Here is a 13142-nt window from a genome sequence, read left to right on the forward strand (position 1 = left end):
GTTACCGGCGTAGCGTCTGCATCACCGTAATCATGTAATCAAGGTGGTGTGTGATGCGACGTGGATGGGGAGGCAAAGGCGGCGGGCCGCAGGCCGAGCAGCCGCCGGCGGACGACGCGGCCGGCTGGTTCGGCGGCAGGCTGCCCGACGGCTGGTTCACCGGCGCGCCGGCCGTGACGGTGGACCGGGAGGAGATCGTGGTCGTCGGCACGCTGCCCGCGTTGGAGGGCCCGTTCGCGGACGACGCCGAACGCGCGGCGGCCGAGTCGGGCCGGATCAGCCGGTTCCGGGAGCAGACCAGGGACGAGCGGATCGAGATCGCGCGGCAGGCCGAGCACCGCTACCGGCGCAAGGTCGCGTGGGGCGCCCGCCTCGGTGGCACGGAAGAGCTGTTCACCACGCTGTCGGCGCCGGTGATGACGCGGCTGCGGCAGCCGGAGCGGATGGTGCTCGACACGCTCGTCGCGGCCGGCGTGGCGCGGTCGCGGTCGGAGGCGCTGGCGTGGGCCGTGCGGCTGGTCGGCGAGCACGCGGACGCGTGGCTGACCGAGTTGCGCGACGCGATGACCCGGGTGGACGACCTGCGGGCGCAAGGCCCGGACCTGACGTGACACCACCCCGTCCTCGACCGGCGTCGAGGACGGGGTGGATCATGACGACGATCGGGTCCTACGGCCTGGAGACGGCCTGATCCTGGAAAACAGGGCACCCGGGACTAAAACCGCTGGTCAGGAGTAGATCGCGAACCAGATGGCGATGTAGTGGCACAGGGCTGCCAGGACGGTGGCCGCGTGGAAGAACTCGTGGTAGCCGAAGGTTTCCGGCCAGGGGTTGGGCCAGCGGGAGGCGTAGAAGATCGCGCCGGCGGTGTAGAGCAGGCCGCCCACCAGCAGCAGGACCAGGGCCGCCACGCCAACGTGGTGCAGCAGGTCGGGCAGGACGAAGACCGCCACCCAGCCCAGCGCGATGTAGATCGGCACCCCGAGCCACCGCGGGGCGTGCGGCCAGGCCAGTTTCAGCGTCACGCCGCCCAGGGCGCCGCCCCAGACGACGAGCAGCACGACGTTGCCCGTGCTCGGGGGCATGGCCAGCAGCGCGAACGGCGTGTAGGTGCCGGCGATGAAGACGAAGATCATCGAATGGTCGAGGCGCTTCATCCACGTCCGCGCCCGCACGCTGACCCAGTTCACCCGGTGGTACAGGGCGCTCACGCCGAACAGGCCGAGCACGGTCACCCCGTACACGGATGTGGCCAGCGCGGCCTTCGCCGACACGGTGGCCGCGGCCAGGGCGATCAGCGTCGCGCCCGTGCCCACGGACACCACGAACGACCAGAGGTGCAGCCACCCCCGCAGGCGCGGCCGCAGCGCGGGCTGTGGGGTCTGAGTCGACGTGGTCACGCCCCGAGGTTACGGGAGCGTAGGTGACCGGGTCAGCACACGACAGCGTGACCGCGCCCACCCGGCGTACGCTCTTCCAGCGTGGGTCTTCGCGAACAGGTCAAGAGCGTCCTGCTCAAGGGTTACGAGTTCCGCCTCAACCGATGGCTCGACGGCAAGCAACGACCACGTCACGTCGGCGTCGTGCTCGACGGGAACCGTCGGTGGGCCAAGGAGGCGGGCTTCACCGACGTCGCGCACGGACACCGGGCCGGCGCGCGCAAGATCCTGGAACTGCTGAGCTGGTGCCGCGAAGCCGAGGTCGAGGTCGTCACGCTGTGGATGCTGTCCACGGACAACCTGAACCGCCCCGCCGAGGAACTGGACCCGTTGCTCGGCATCATCGCCGACATCGTCGACGAGCTCGCCGAGCCCGGTAACCCGTGGCGCATCCGGCACGTCGGCGCGCTCGACATGCTGCCGACCGAGACCGCCGCCCGGCTGTCCGCGGCGGCACTGCGCACCAAGGGCCGCACCGGCCTGGAGGTCAACGTCGCGGTCGGTTACGGCGGCCGGCAGGAGATCGCCGACGCGGTCCGCAAGCTGCTGCAGAAGCACGCCGAGTCCGGCGGCACGATCGAGGAGCTCGCCGAGGTCCTCGACGTCGACCACATCGCCGAACACCTCTACACCTCCGGTCAGCCCGACCCCGACCTGCTGATCCGCACCTCGGGGGAGCAGCGGCTGTCCGGGTTCATGCTGTGGCAGTCCGCGCACTCCGAGTTCTGGTTCACCGAGGCCTACTGGCCCGAGTTCCGCCGCACCGACTTCCTGCGGGCCCTGCGCGACTACGCCATCCGCCACCGCCGCTTCGGCTCCTGACACCGGGTCCGCGGCCACCCCGGCCCGGGCGGCACGGCCCCGCCGCACGACCTGCGACACGCCCAAGGGCGGCGCGCCCGAACCGGGTGCGCCGCCCTTGGCGGATGTCAACGAGTCTTCAGTGAGCCCCGGGGGACTCAGCCGTTGTCGTCGTTGTCGTCGTTGTCCGTGTTGATGCAGGTGCTCTCGTCGTTGTTCGAGAGGATCGGGATCGCCAGGACGTTGAGCTCGACCTCGCAGACGTTGAGGTTGCTCAGCAGGTCGGAGTCCTGGGCGAAGTTGATCAGACCGAACTGGTCCGCGTAGTCGCCCTCCTCGCCCTCTTCGACGTCGACGTAGGAGTTCAGCTCGCCAACGGCGGTGTAGTAACCGTCGTGGTCGTCGTGGTGCGGGGTGGCGAACGCGGGAGAGCCCAGCATCATGAGTCCAGCCGCGGCGATGGCGACGGCGCCTGCCTTCTTGAACATGTGGAACACACTCCTCTAGTGGGGAATTGATGTGACGCCCAGAACCTCGCTCGATCATTCCGAGCATTCGGGGAGTCTGGCGGCTCAGGCGGTTTGCCCTCGCTCCGGTAACTTACTGGCTTGTGCTATGAATTGCACCAGGCCGACACCATCGTGTGAACGCGTCGTTTTCCGGTTTTGTTCTCGGGCGTGTATCCGGAGATTGCGCCACCTGCTGTGCCGCCCTTTTGCGGTATTGCTGCGACGCTTCGGTCACCCCGGCGGGGCCGCTCGGCCCCGCCGGGAGCACGGCCGATCAGTCGTCGTGGTCGTGACCGTGGCTGCCGTTGCCGTCGTTGTCGTCGTTGTCGGTGTTGAGGCAGGTGCTCTCGTCGTTGTTCGAGAGGACCGGGATGGTGAGGATGTTCACCTCGACCTCGCACAGGTTGATGCCGCTCGCGACATCCGAGTCCTGCGCGAAGTTGAGGAGGCCGAACTGGTCGACGTAGTTCCCCTCCTCGCCACCTTCCGTCACGTGCCAGTTGGTGTGGCCGTGGTCGTGACCGTGCTCGTGGGGGTCGCCCGCCACGGCGAATGCCGGCGCGCCGACCATCATCAGTCCGGCCACGATCGCGGCGACGGTGCTTGCCTGCTTCAGCACTATCAACACTCCTCTTTGTGGTAACCCGGTCGATCCAGCGCTGCTCGGAAGCCCGGTTGTGGGGGTTCGTCTTGTCTGCCCGGCAAACTACCGAACCGGAAGCCCCGGATGGATCTCCATGACACCATTGTGTGATCCGCCGAACGTGGGCGTCCCCCATTGCGGTGTCTTTTCGGGTCATAATTCGTGACGGCGGTTCGGCTGTGGTAAACCGGCCGGTCATCTCGTATGGTCTTCAGTCCGTGGACGGCGACCGGATCGTGCGTGAGTACCTGCTGCTGGGGCTGCGGCTCGACCGGCTGTCGCCGGGGCTGGTCGACTCGTTCACCGGCGACCGGGCGCTGCGCCGCGCCGTGGACGTCGAGCCGAGGCCGCACCCCGCGGCGCTGGCCGAGCGGGCCGCGCTGCTGCGCCGCGAGCTGCCCGGCGTCGACCTGGAGCCGGACCGCAAGCGCTTCCTGGCCGCCCAGCTGGTGGCCGCCGAGACGATCGCCCGCAAGCTCGCCGGCGTGCGCGTCGGCTTCGTCGAGGAGGTGCGCGCGTACTTCCAGGTCGACATCCGCCCGGGCCACACCGACACCTACCGGCGCGCGCACGTCGCCTTGGACGAGCTGCTGCCCGGCCACGGCACGCTGGCCGAACGGCTCGCCGGCCACCGGGCGCTGGACGAGGTGCCGCCGCGCCGCCTGAAGGACGCGGTGCACGCGCTGTCCAGCGCGCTGCGCGACCGCGTGCGGCAACGGTTCGAGCTGCCCGCGAAGGAGCTGGTGGAGTACGAGGTCGTCACCGACAAGCCGTGGAGCGGCTTCAACTACTACCTGGGCGGTTTCCGCTCGCGCGTGGCGATCAACGCCGACCTGGGCCACCGGATGTCGAACCTGCCGCACCTGGTCGCGCACGAGTCCTACCCCGGCCACCACACCGAGCACTGCCGCAAGGAGGTGGGCCTGGTCGGCAAGCGCGGGCACGCCGAGCAGGCGCTGTTCCTGATCAACACGCCGCAGTGCCTGATGGCCGAGGGCATGGCCGAGCTCGGGCTGCACGCCGTGGTCGGCGCCGGCTGGGGCCGCTGGACCGAGGAGATCATGGCCGACCTGGGCCTGCGGATGGACGGCGAGTCGGCCGAGCGGGTGGAGGGCGCCCTCTCCGGGTTGCTCACCGTGCGTCAGGACGCCGCCCTGATGCTCCACGACCGGCGCGCCCACCCGGATGACGTGGTCGACTTCCTGTGCCGCTGGCTGCTGGTCCCCGAACGCCGCGCCCGCCACATGCTGCGGTTCCTCGGTGACCCTCTGTGGCGGGCGTACACGTCGACGTACGTGGAAGGGGTCCGGTTGGTCCGGGCGTGGCTCGACCTCCGGGCCGGCGCGGACACCTTGGGTGAGCGCTACCTGAGACTCCTCGACGAACCGCTGGTGCCGGCGGCGCTGGCCGACGAGGTCGCGGCGGGCGTGCCCTGGCTGTCCGGCGACCCTGGGTGACGGACCGCGGCACGGCCGGCCGCACGTGCTCTGAGCTGCGTGGACGACGTCGGGTTGCGCCGATGTGACGGTCGGGCGTCGGCCGCGCGCAGCCCGACCGGCCGTCTTTCGCCAGTTTTGCGGGGAGGTGACGAATTGACGAATCACCTGTGTGGCTGCCTGCATAAGAGGGACCCGCAGAGGTAACTTCCGGTTGGCGGGACGCGTCCACTGCGGACCGCGCAGGGAGGCCCTGATCGTGGCTGTCGTCGTGTCGCCGGTTCCGCCGGCGCTGATGAGCGCGAGGGGGCCGGCACCCGGCCCTCGTGGTCGGTGCGCCTGAGCTAGACGGCGTGCCGGTCGATCGGGGTGGTGCCTGGCCCAGCGAGGAGCGGACGCGGGTGCCGCGTTCGTGAGGGAGTTGCCGTGAACGCACGACGACCCGCGAGCCGTTCCTCAGGCTCATCGCGCAGCACTTCCCGGCGCCGTGGCGCGCCGACGACCAACACGTACGTGGTGGACACGTCCGTGCTGCTCTCCGATCCCCTGGCCACCACGCGGTTCGCCGAGCACGAGGTCGTGCTGCCGCTCGTGGTGATCAGCGAGCTGGAGGGCAAGCGGCACCACCCGGAACTGGGCTGGTTCGCGAGGGAGGCGCTGCGCCTGCTCGACGACCTGCGACTGCGGCACGGCCGGCTGGACCACCCGGTCCCGATCGGCGAGGACGGCGGCACGCTGCGCGTCGAGCTCAACCACTCCGACCCGGAGGTGCTGCCCGCGGGTTTCCGCACGGACTCCAACGACGCCCGCATACTGGCCTGCGCGCTCAACCTCGCGGCCGAGGGCAACGCCGTCACGCTGGTCACCAAGGACATGCCGCTGCGGGTCAAGGCGGGCGCGGTCGGCCTGGCCGCCGAGGAGTACCGGGCGCACGACGTCACGCTGTCCGGCTACTCCGGGATGTCCGACCTGGACGTCGACCAGGCCGTGGTGGACGCGCTCTACCGCGACAGCGTGATCGACCCGGCGCTGCACGACCTCGCGCACGTGGCCGAGCTGCCCTGCCACAGCGGGCTGCGGCTGCTCGCGGGCACGTCGAGCGCGTTGGGCCGGGTCACGCCGGACAAGCGGCTGCGGCTGGTGCGCGGCGACCGGGAGGCGTTCGGGCTGCACGGTCGGTCGGCCGAGCAGCGCGTGGCGCTGGACCTGCTGCTGGACACCGAGGTCGGCATCGTCTCGCTGGGCGGACGGGCCGGCACCGGGAAGTCGGCGCTCGCGCTGTGCGCGGGGTTGGAGGCGGTGATGGAACGCCGCCAGCACCGCAAGGTCGTGGTGTTCCGCCCGCTGTACGCGGTGGGCGGGCAGGAGCTGGGGTACCTGCCCGGCTCCGAGAGCGAGAAGATGCAGCCGTGGGCGCAGGCGGTGTTCGACACCCTCGGCGCCCTGGTCAGCCAGGACGTCGTCGAGGAGATCATGGACCGCGGCATGCTGGAGGTCATGCCGCTGACCCACATCCGCGGCCGGTCGCTGCACGACTCGTTCGTGATCGTGGACGAGGCGCAGTCGCTGGAGCGCAACGTGCTGCTGACCGTGCTGTCACGGCTGGGGGCCAACTCCCGGGTGGTGCTCACGCACGACGTGGCGCAGCGTGACAACCTGCGCGTCGGGCGGCACGACGGCGTGGCGGCCGTCATCGAGAAGCTGAAGGGCCACCCGCTGTTCGCGCACGTCACGTTGACCCGGTCGGAGCGCTCGCCGATCGCCGCGCTGGTCACCGAGATGCTGGAGGACTACGCCTCCTGACGGTCCGACGCCGAGGCCGCCCCGGTCACCGCGACCGGGGCGGCCTCCAGCTCATGGTCGACGACCTTCGCGAGCCACGCCAGGACGGCGGCGAAGACCAGCACCAGCAGGGCGTTGCGCAGGGCGGCGCCGAAGCCGAGCTCGGTGGCGTCCAGGAACGGGTAGGGGTACCAGCCGGTGACGGCGCCGTGGACGAACGTGTAGGCGATCCACAGGACGGGCCAGACGAGCAACGCCCTGGCGACGGTGGCCCTGTCCACGCGCGGGCGGGGGCCGAACAGCAGCCAGCCGAGCACCGCCAGCACCGGCGACAGCCGGTGGAAGCCCAGGTTCACCCACCAGGCGACGCCGACGGGGTGCACCAGCGGCGCGAGCACGAGGGCGAAGACGACGCCGGTGATCGCGATGCCCAGCAGCGCGTCCAGGCGGGCCACCCGCCAGCCGCGACCGTCCCGGGCCGGGTCGACCGCCAGGGTGATCGCCACGACGAGCACGAACAGGTTGCTCTGGATGGTGAAGTAGCTGAACAGGCGGATGAGCCGCACACCGAGCGCCACCTGGGTCGCGGGGTCGCCGGAGTTGACGTCCGCCCCACCGGTGAACAGCAACACCAGTTGGGTGATCAGGGACGCGGCGATCACCGCCGCCAGCGCGCCGTGCCACACCCGTGACCCGGTGCGCCGGCGGCTGGGGCGTGGTGCGGGGCTCATCGTCCGATCATCGGGTCGGCCGAGCGGTCCCGCCGGGCGAACCCGCCCGGGCCTCCCACCAGGACCTCGCCGACGTCCGGCACGGCCCTGGTGGTCAGCTCGTCGACCCGATCAGGTGAAGCGGGGCGGGTGTGCTCACCAGCCCGAGGGGAGCGGGCGGCCTTCGGCGAACCCGGCCGCGCTCTGCACGCCGAGGGTCGCCCTGGCGTGGAACTCCTCCAGGGTCTGGGCGCCGGCGTAGGTGCAGGAGCTGCGCACGCCCGCCGTGATGGCGTCCAGCAGGTCCTCCACGCCGGGGCTGTTCGGGTCCAGGCGCATGCGCGAGGTGGAGATGCCCTCCTCGAACAGGCCCTTCCTGGCGCGGTCGAACGCGTTGTCGGTGCGGGTGCGGGCGGACACGGCGCGCTTGGACGCCATGCCGAACGACTCCTTGTAGAGGCGGCCCTGCTCGTCGCGCTGCAGGTCGCCGGGCGACTCGTAGGTGCCCGCGAACCAGGAGCCGATCATGACGCTGGACGCGCCGGCGGCGAGGGCGAGGGCGACGTCGCGCGGGTGGCGGACGCCGCCGTCGGCCCAGACGTGCCTGCCGAGCCTGCGGGCCTCGGCGGCGCACTCGGCCACGGCGGAGAACTGCGGGCGGCCGACGCCGGTCATCATCCGGGTGGTGCACATCGCGCCCGGGCCGACACCGACCTTGATGATGTCCGCGCCCGCTTCCACCAGGTCGCGGACGCCTTCGGCGGTGACCACGTTGCCGGCCACGACCGGGACGGCCGGGCGCGCCTCGCGGACGGCCTTGAGGGCGGCGAGCATCTTCTCCTGGTGGCCGTGGGCGGTGTCGACGACGAGGGTGTCGACACCGGCTTGGAGGAGCTGCTCGGCCTTCGCGGTGACGTCGCCGTTCACCCCGATGGCGGCGGCGACGCGAAGCCTGTCCGCGTCGTCGAGGGCGGGTTGGTAGACGTCGGCGCGCAGGGCGCCCAGGCTGGTCATCACGCCGCGGAGGCGGCCGTCGGCGTCGACCCCGAGCGCGATCCGCTGGGTGCCGCCGTGCAGCCGGTCGAAAACTTCACGCGGAGGGGTGTCCAACGGAAGGGTGACGATGCGCTCGTCGGCCACGTCGTGCAACCGGGTGAAGCGGTCGACGCCCGCGCACGCCGCCTCGTCCACGACCCCCGTGGGCCGGCCGTCGTCGTCGATCACGACCACCGCCCCGTGCGCGCGCTTGTGCAGGAGGTTGACCGCGTCGGCGACCGAGTCGCCGGGGTGCAACGTCAGCGGGGTGTCCCACACGGTGTGCCGTGCCTTGACCCACTGGACGATCTCCGCGACCGCTTCCGGCGCCACGTCCTGCGGGAGGACCACCAGCCCGCCGCGTCGCGCCACGGTTTCCGCCATCCGCCGTCCCGCCACCGCGGTCATGTTCGCGACCACGATCGGGATCGTCGCCCCCGTTCCGTCGGAGGTCGACAGGTCGACACCGAACCTCGAGTCCACGGCCGATCGGCCGGGCACGAGGAAGATGTCGTCGTAGGTCAGGTCGTAGCTGGGCCGATGCCCTTCGATGAACCGCACGAGAACTTGACGATACTCGCGTCGGGGCCACTTCGCCCTGGTTGTCCGTACCAGCGGAGCCTCCGGTACGGGGTCTGCGGTTGTAGCTTCCTCCAAGCCCGCACTCCTGCGGCCCGGCCGGTCACGCCGCCTGGTGTCGGTGGCCGATCCCCGCCAAGGCGACGCCAGTGGCCCGGGCGGCGGCGGGTGGCCGAGTGGATGGGTGGCGGTGGTTGCGGCGTGGGCCGGGTTGGTTGGTTTCCTCCTCGTTTCAACCGAGGGGCGGTAACAGTGTTTCCGTACATTGTGGGGCCATGATCACCCGATCGTGTCTGGTGGGGTGGCTGCACGCTGGGGCAGCAGGGAGCGGACGGCGTCGATCGTGTCGGCCTCGCCCGCGTCCTTGTCCGGTCGGTAGCGGAGCACGCGGGCGAAGCGCAGGGCCACGCCGCCCGGGTACCGGGGACTGACCTGGACCCCGTCCAGCTCGATCTCGATCACCATCTCCGGCCTCACCACCACCGCCCAGTCGGTCTTCTCCGTCGCGATCGCCATCAACTCACGCGTCTGCCACGCCAGCAACTCGTCCGTCAGCCCCTTGAACGTCTTGCCGACCATGATCGGCGCGCCGCCGTCGGGATCACGCGCGCCCAGGTGCAGGTTCGACAGCAGCCCCCGCCGCCGGCCGCTGCCCCACTCCACCCCGAGCACCACCAGGTCGAGCGTGTGCACGGGCTTCACCTTCTGCCACGCCCGCCCGCGCCGGCCCGCCGCGTAGACCGACTCGAGCGACTTCACCATCACGCCCTCGTGCCCACCGGCCAGCGCCTCGTCCAGCACCCGCGTCGCCTCCTCCTCCGAGGAGGGCGACACCACCCCCGGGATCACGTGCGGCCCCGCCACCCGCCGCAGCGCGTCCAGCCGCGCCGACAGCGGCTCGTCCAGCAGGTCCACGCCGTCCAGGTGCAGGCAGTCGAAGAAGAACGGGCTCAGCAGCAGCTCCCGGACGTCCTGCGCCCCGAACCGGCTCATCGTCTCCTGGAACGGCCGGGGTTTGCCGTCGTCGGTCAGGGCCAAGGTCTCGCCGTCGAGCACCACCGACGTGCACGGCAAGGCCCGCACCAGCTCCACCAGCTCCGGCACGGTGGCGGTGATCTCGCGCAACGTCCGCGTGAAGACCCGCACCTCCTCACCCGACCGGTGCACCTGGATCCGCGCGCCGTCCAGCTTGTGCTCCACCACGCACGACCCCAGCTCCGCCAGCGCCGAGGACAGCGACTCGGCCGGTGACGCCAGCATCGGCCGCACCGGCCGCCCCACCTCCAGCCGGAACGCGGCCAGCGCCGCCGACGCGCCCTCGCCGCTCATCGCCGCCACCGCGGTCCCCGGCAGCGACCCCGACAGCATGAACGCCCGCCGCACCACCTCGCCGGGCACGTCGGCGGCCCGCGCGATCGCGTCCACCATCACCCCTTCGAGTGCGCCTTGGCGCAGCTCACCGGTCAGCAGCCGGCGCAGGAAGTCCTGCTCGGCGGCGGTGGCCCTGCCGAACAGCGAGGTCAGCGCCTCCGCCCGGCGGGCGGCCGAACCCCTGCCGCCGATCGACGCGAACGACCCCAGCGCCTCGTCCACGTCGGACACCGTCAGCGAGGGCTCCGCGGCGGGCGGGACGTCCAGGTCGAACACGGTGCGCCAGCCCGCGCCGACCCGGCCCTGGCTGGGCACGCCGACCAGGAACGACACCACCGCGGGCGTGCTCATCCGGCGCACCAGCCCGGCCAGGGCGGCGACCTTGGCCAGGCGGGAGCGCGTCGCGGCCACCGCGGCGGACGTCTCGACGACTTCGGTGAACAACACGCGACCATGGTGCACCCGACCACCGACAAGAACCGGCTCAGCCGACACCGGGTCACCCCGCGGCGCGCAACTCCCCGACGGCCTCGCGCAGCCGGTCCGGCGTCAACGCCGCGTACCCGAGCACCAGCCCGGGGAACGTCGGCGTGCGCGCGTACCGGGCCAGCGCCGGCGCGTTCACCCCGCGCCGCGCCAGCCGCTCCTGCACCGCCACGTCGTCCGTCCCGGCGGGCAGCCGCACGACCAGGTGCAGCCCGGCGGCCACCCCGATCGGCTCCCACTCCGGCAGCTCGGCCCGCAGCGCCCCGAGCAGCGCGTCCCGCCGCGCCCGGTACAGCTGACGCGTGCGCCGCAGGTGCCGGTCGTACCCGCCGCCGCCGAGCAGCCGGGCGAACGCCGCCTGGTGCAACGTCCCCGTGCCGAGGTCGTCCAACCGCTTGCGGTCCACCACGACGTCGCGCAACGCGGGCGGCAGCACCAGCCACCCCAGCCGCAACGCGGGCGCGAGCACCTTGCTCGCACTGCCCTGGTACACCACCCGCGTCGGGTCGAGCGCCTGCATCGCGCCCAGCGCCGGCCGGTCGTAGCGGTGCTCGGCGTCGTAGTCGTCCTCCACCACCACCCCGTCGCACGCGCGCGCCCACTCCAACAGCGCGCGCCGACGTTCCGGGTGCAGCACGACGCCCAACGGGAACTGGTGCGCCGCGGTGACGAACACCGCCCGGCAGTCCGTCGCGGCCAGCTCGTCGACGCGCAGCCCGTCCGCGTCGACGGGGACCGGCCGGATCGCGAGGCCGTGCGACGCCAGCATCTCCGACGCGCCGAAGTGGCTCGGCTCCTCGACCGCCACGCTGCGGTGCCCGGCCGCGTGCAGCACCCGGCCCAGCAACGAGATCCCCTCCGCCGCGCCGTTCGTCACGACCACTTCGGACAGTCGCGCCGCCACCGCGCGCACCCGGCCCAGGTAGTCCGCCAGCTCGCGCCGCAGCGGCGCGAACCCGGCCGGGTCGGGGTAGCCGAGGTCGTCGGTGGACAGGTCGGCCAGCGCCGACTTCTGCGCCTGCGACCACTCGTCACGCGGGAACGCGCTCAACGCGGGCACGCCCGGCTTCAGGTCGTACCGGAACTTCGGCGCGGGCTCGGCCTCGGCGGCGGCGGCCGGCCAGGTGAAGGTGGTCGACACGGTGGTGCCGGAGCCGTGCCGCGCGGTCAGGTAGCCCTCGCCGACGAGCTGCGCGTACGCGGACGTGACCGTGCCGCGGGCGACGCCGAGCTGGGCGGCCAGGTCGCGGCTCGACGGCAGGCGGGTGCCCGGCGCGAGCCGCCCGTCCCGCACCGCGCGGCGCAGCTCGGCCTCCACCGCGCGCCTGCCGCTCTTCGGCGCGAGGAGCAGTTCACGATAAGTGGTCCAGTTGGCAGGCATCGAAGTGGAGCTTAATCCTGGACCACTGGTGGCGGAGAGTCCTGACCATGAGAAACGGCAGAACCGCGATCGCGGCGGGTGCGTTGTCGTCGGTGATCGTGGGCGCGTCCGTGCCCGTGACGGGCATGCTCCAGGCGTATCCGCTGCTCACGGGGCAGGCGATGCGGTACGCGCTGGGCGGGGTGGTGCTGCTCGCGTGGATCCGGGCGCGGGGAGGGCGGCTGCCCCTGCCGGCGCGGCGGGACTGGCCGGCGCTGGTCGGGCTGGTGGCGACCGGGATGCTCGGGTTCAACGCGTGCGTGCTGTACGCGCAGCGGTACGCCGAGCCGGGGTTCGTCGCGGCGGTGCTCGGGGCGAGCCCGCTGGTGCTGGCGCTGGTGGCGCCGCTGCTGGCGGGGCGCAGACCGGCCGGTGCGGCGGTGGCCGGCGCGGTGGCCGTGGTCGGCGGGGTGGTGGTGCTGTCGGGCGGCGGGTCGTGGCACGGGCCGGGACTGCTGCTGGCGTTGCTGACGATGGCGGGCGAGGCGTCGTTCACGCTGTTCGCGGTGGGGGTGGTGCGGCGGCTGGGCGGGTTGGCGGTGGCGACGTGGTGCTGCCTGGTCGCGGCCGCGGCCGGTGGGGTGGCGGGGACGTTCGTCGGCGGGTGGCAGGCGCCGACGGCGCGCGAGGGCGTGGCGCTGGTGGTGCTGGGGGTCGTGCTGACGGCGGTGGCGTTCGGGCTCTGGTACTTCGCGGTGGCGCGGTTGGGCGCGGACCGGGCCGGGGTGCTGATCGGGTTGATGCCGGTGGCCGGGCTGGTGGCGTCGGTGGCGCTGGGCGCGCAGGCGTTGACCGCGGTGGCGTCGGCCGGGGCGGTCGCGGTGGCGGTGGGGTGCGTGATCGGGCTGCGGGGGCGGGCGGCCGACGTCGACCGCCCGCCCCTGGCCGAGCCGAAGGTCCAGGTCGCGCGTTCCGAGCGTTGAACTCGGGT

At 72.3% G+C, this 13142-nt stretch carries 12 protein-coding genes; 5 read left to right on the plus strand and 7 right to left on the minus strand.

The window, feature by feature from the left end:
• Window positions 1–53: 53 nt before the first annotated feature.
• Entirely contained in the window at window positions 54–611 is a 558-nt protein-coding gene (locus IOD16_RS00910; RefSeq protein ID WP_201438523.1) for a hypothetical protein, read from the plus strand.
• Window positions 612–728: 117 nt separating this feature from the next.
• On the opposite strand, the gene trhA is transcribed toward IOD16_RS00910, so the two are convergent.
• Window positions 729–1400, minus strand: a complete 672-nt coding sequence (trhA, locus tag IOD16_RS00915) for a PAQR family membrane homeostasis protein TrhA (RefSeq protein ID WP_201438527.1) — start codon at window positions 1398–1400, stop codon at window positions 729–731.
• A gap of 81 nt (window positions 1401–1481) precedes the next feature.
• On the opposite strand from trhA, the gene IOD16_RS00920 reads away from it, so the two are divergent.
• Window positions 1482–2261 (plus strand): isoprenyl transferase, encoded by a 780-nt coding sequence (locus IOD16_RS00920; RefSeq protein ID WP_123744123.1) that lies wholly within the window; start codon window positions 1482–1484, stop codon window positions 2259–2261.
• 137 nt (window positions 2262–2398) lie between these two features.
• Here the strand turns inward: IOD16_RS00920 and IOD16_RS00925 are convergent, their stop codons facing one another.
• Both IOD16_RS00925 and IOD16_RS00930 read right to left on the minus strand, forming a co-directional pair.
• Entirely contained in the window at window positions 2399–2728 is a 330-nt protein-coding gene (locus IOD16_RS00925; protein WP_123744122.1) for a hypothetical protein, read from the minus strand.
• Window positions 2729–3023: 295 nt separating this feature from the next.
• A complete protein-coding gene (locus IOD16_RS00930) occupies window positions 3024–3368 on the minus strand; it encodes a hypothetical protein (RefSeq protein WP_201438528.1) in 345 nt (114 codons plus the stop codon).
• A 242-nt stretch (window positions 3369–3610) separates the two neighbouring features.
• Between IOD16_RS00930 and IOD16_RS00935 the strand changes: the two genes are divergently transcribed.
• Window positions 3611–4849: a DUF885 domain-containing protein gene (locus tag IOD16_RS00935; protein ID WP_201438529.1), complete on the plus strand. Its 1239-nt coding sequence runs from the start codon at window positions 3611–3613 to the stop codon at window positions 4847–4849.
• A 492-nt stretch (window positions 4850–5341) separates the two neighbouring features.
• Window positions 5342–6631, plus strand: a complete 1290-nt coding sequence (locus IOD16_RS00940; RefSeq protein WP_123744120.1) for a PhoH family protein — start codon at window positions 5342–5344, stop codon at window positions 6629–6631.
• Here the strand turns inward: IOD16_RS00940 and IOD16_RS00945 are convergent.
• From IOD16_RS00945 to pdxR, 4 genes are all read right to left on the minus strand, one after another.
• Window positions 6619–7341: a Pr6Pr family membrane protein gene (locus IOD16_RS00945; protein WP_201438530.1), complete on the minus strand. Its 723-nt coding sequence runs from the start codon at window positions 7339–7341 to the stop codon at window positions 6619–6621. The two genes, IOD16_RS00940 and IOD16_RS00945, sit on opposite strands and share 13 nt — an antisense overlap.
• Before the next feature lie 135 nt (window positions 7342–7476).
• Window positions 7477–8916, minus strand: a complete 1440-nt coding sequence (locus IOD16_RS00950; RefSeq protein ID WP_201438531.1) for a GuaB1 family IMP dehydrogenase-related protein — start codon at window positions 8914–8916, stop codon at window positions 7477–7479.
• Between the two features lie 297 nt (window positions 8917–9213).
• Window positions 9214–10752, minus strand: a complete 1539-nt coding sequence (locus tag IOD16_RS00955; RefSeq protein WP_201438532.1) for an ATP-dependent DNA ligase — start codon at window positions 10750–10752, stop codon at window positions 9214–9216.
• A 52-nt stretch (window positions 10753–10804) separates the two neighbouring features.
• Window positions 10805–12172, minus strand: coding sequence for a MocR-like pyridoxine biosynthesis transcription factor PdxR (gene pdxR / locus IOD16_RS00960; protein ID WP_201438533.1), 1368 nt, complete (start codon window positions 12170–12172; stop codon window positions 10805–10807).
• 47 nt (window positions 12173–12219) lie between these two features.
• Between pdxR and IOD16_RS00965 the strand changes: the two genes are divergently transcribed.
• Window positions 12220–13134, plus strand: coding sequence for a DMT family transporter (locus tag IOD16_RS00965; RefSeq protein ID WP_201438534.1), 915 nt, complete (start codon window positions 12220–12222; stop codon window positions 13132–13134).
• Window positions 13135–13142: the final 8 nt, after the last annotated feature.

It is taken from the genome of Saccharothrix sp. 6-C, from assembly GCF_016695385.1.
In the GTDB taxonomy this organism is placed as follows: Bacteria; Actinomycetota; Actinomycetes; order Mycobacteriales; family Pseudonocardiaceae; genus Actinosynnema; species Actinosynnema texasense.

What these genes read in the sequence shown, in the direction of transcription:
- IOD16_RS00910 (WP_201438523.1), top strand. Translation starts at nt 54, where the DNA reads ATGCGACGTGGATGGGGAGGCAAAGGCGGCGGGCCGCAGGCCGAGCAG.
- IOD16_RS00925 (WP_123744122.1), bottom strand. Translation starts at nt 2,728, where the DNA reads ATGTTCAAGAAGGCAGGCGCCGTCGCCATCGCCGCGGCTGGACTCATG.
- IOD16_RS00945 (WP_201438530.1), bottom strand. Translation starts at nt 7,341, where the DNA reads ATGAGCCCCGCACCACGCCCCAGCCGCCGGCGCACCGGGTCACGGGTG.
- pdxR (WP_201438533.1), bottom strand. Translation starts at nt 12,172, where the DNA reads ATGCCTGCCAACTGGACCACTTATCGTGAACTGCTCCTCGCGCCGAAG.
- IOD16_RS00965 (WP_201438534.1), top strand. Translation starts at nt 12,220, where the DNA reads ATGAGAAACGGCAGAACCGCGATCGCGGCGGGTGCGTTGTCGTCGGTG.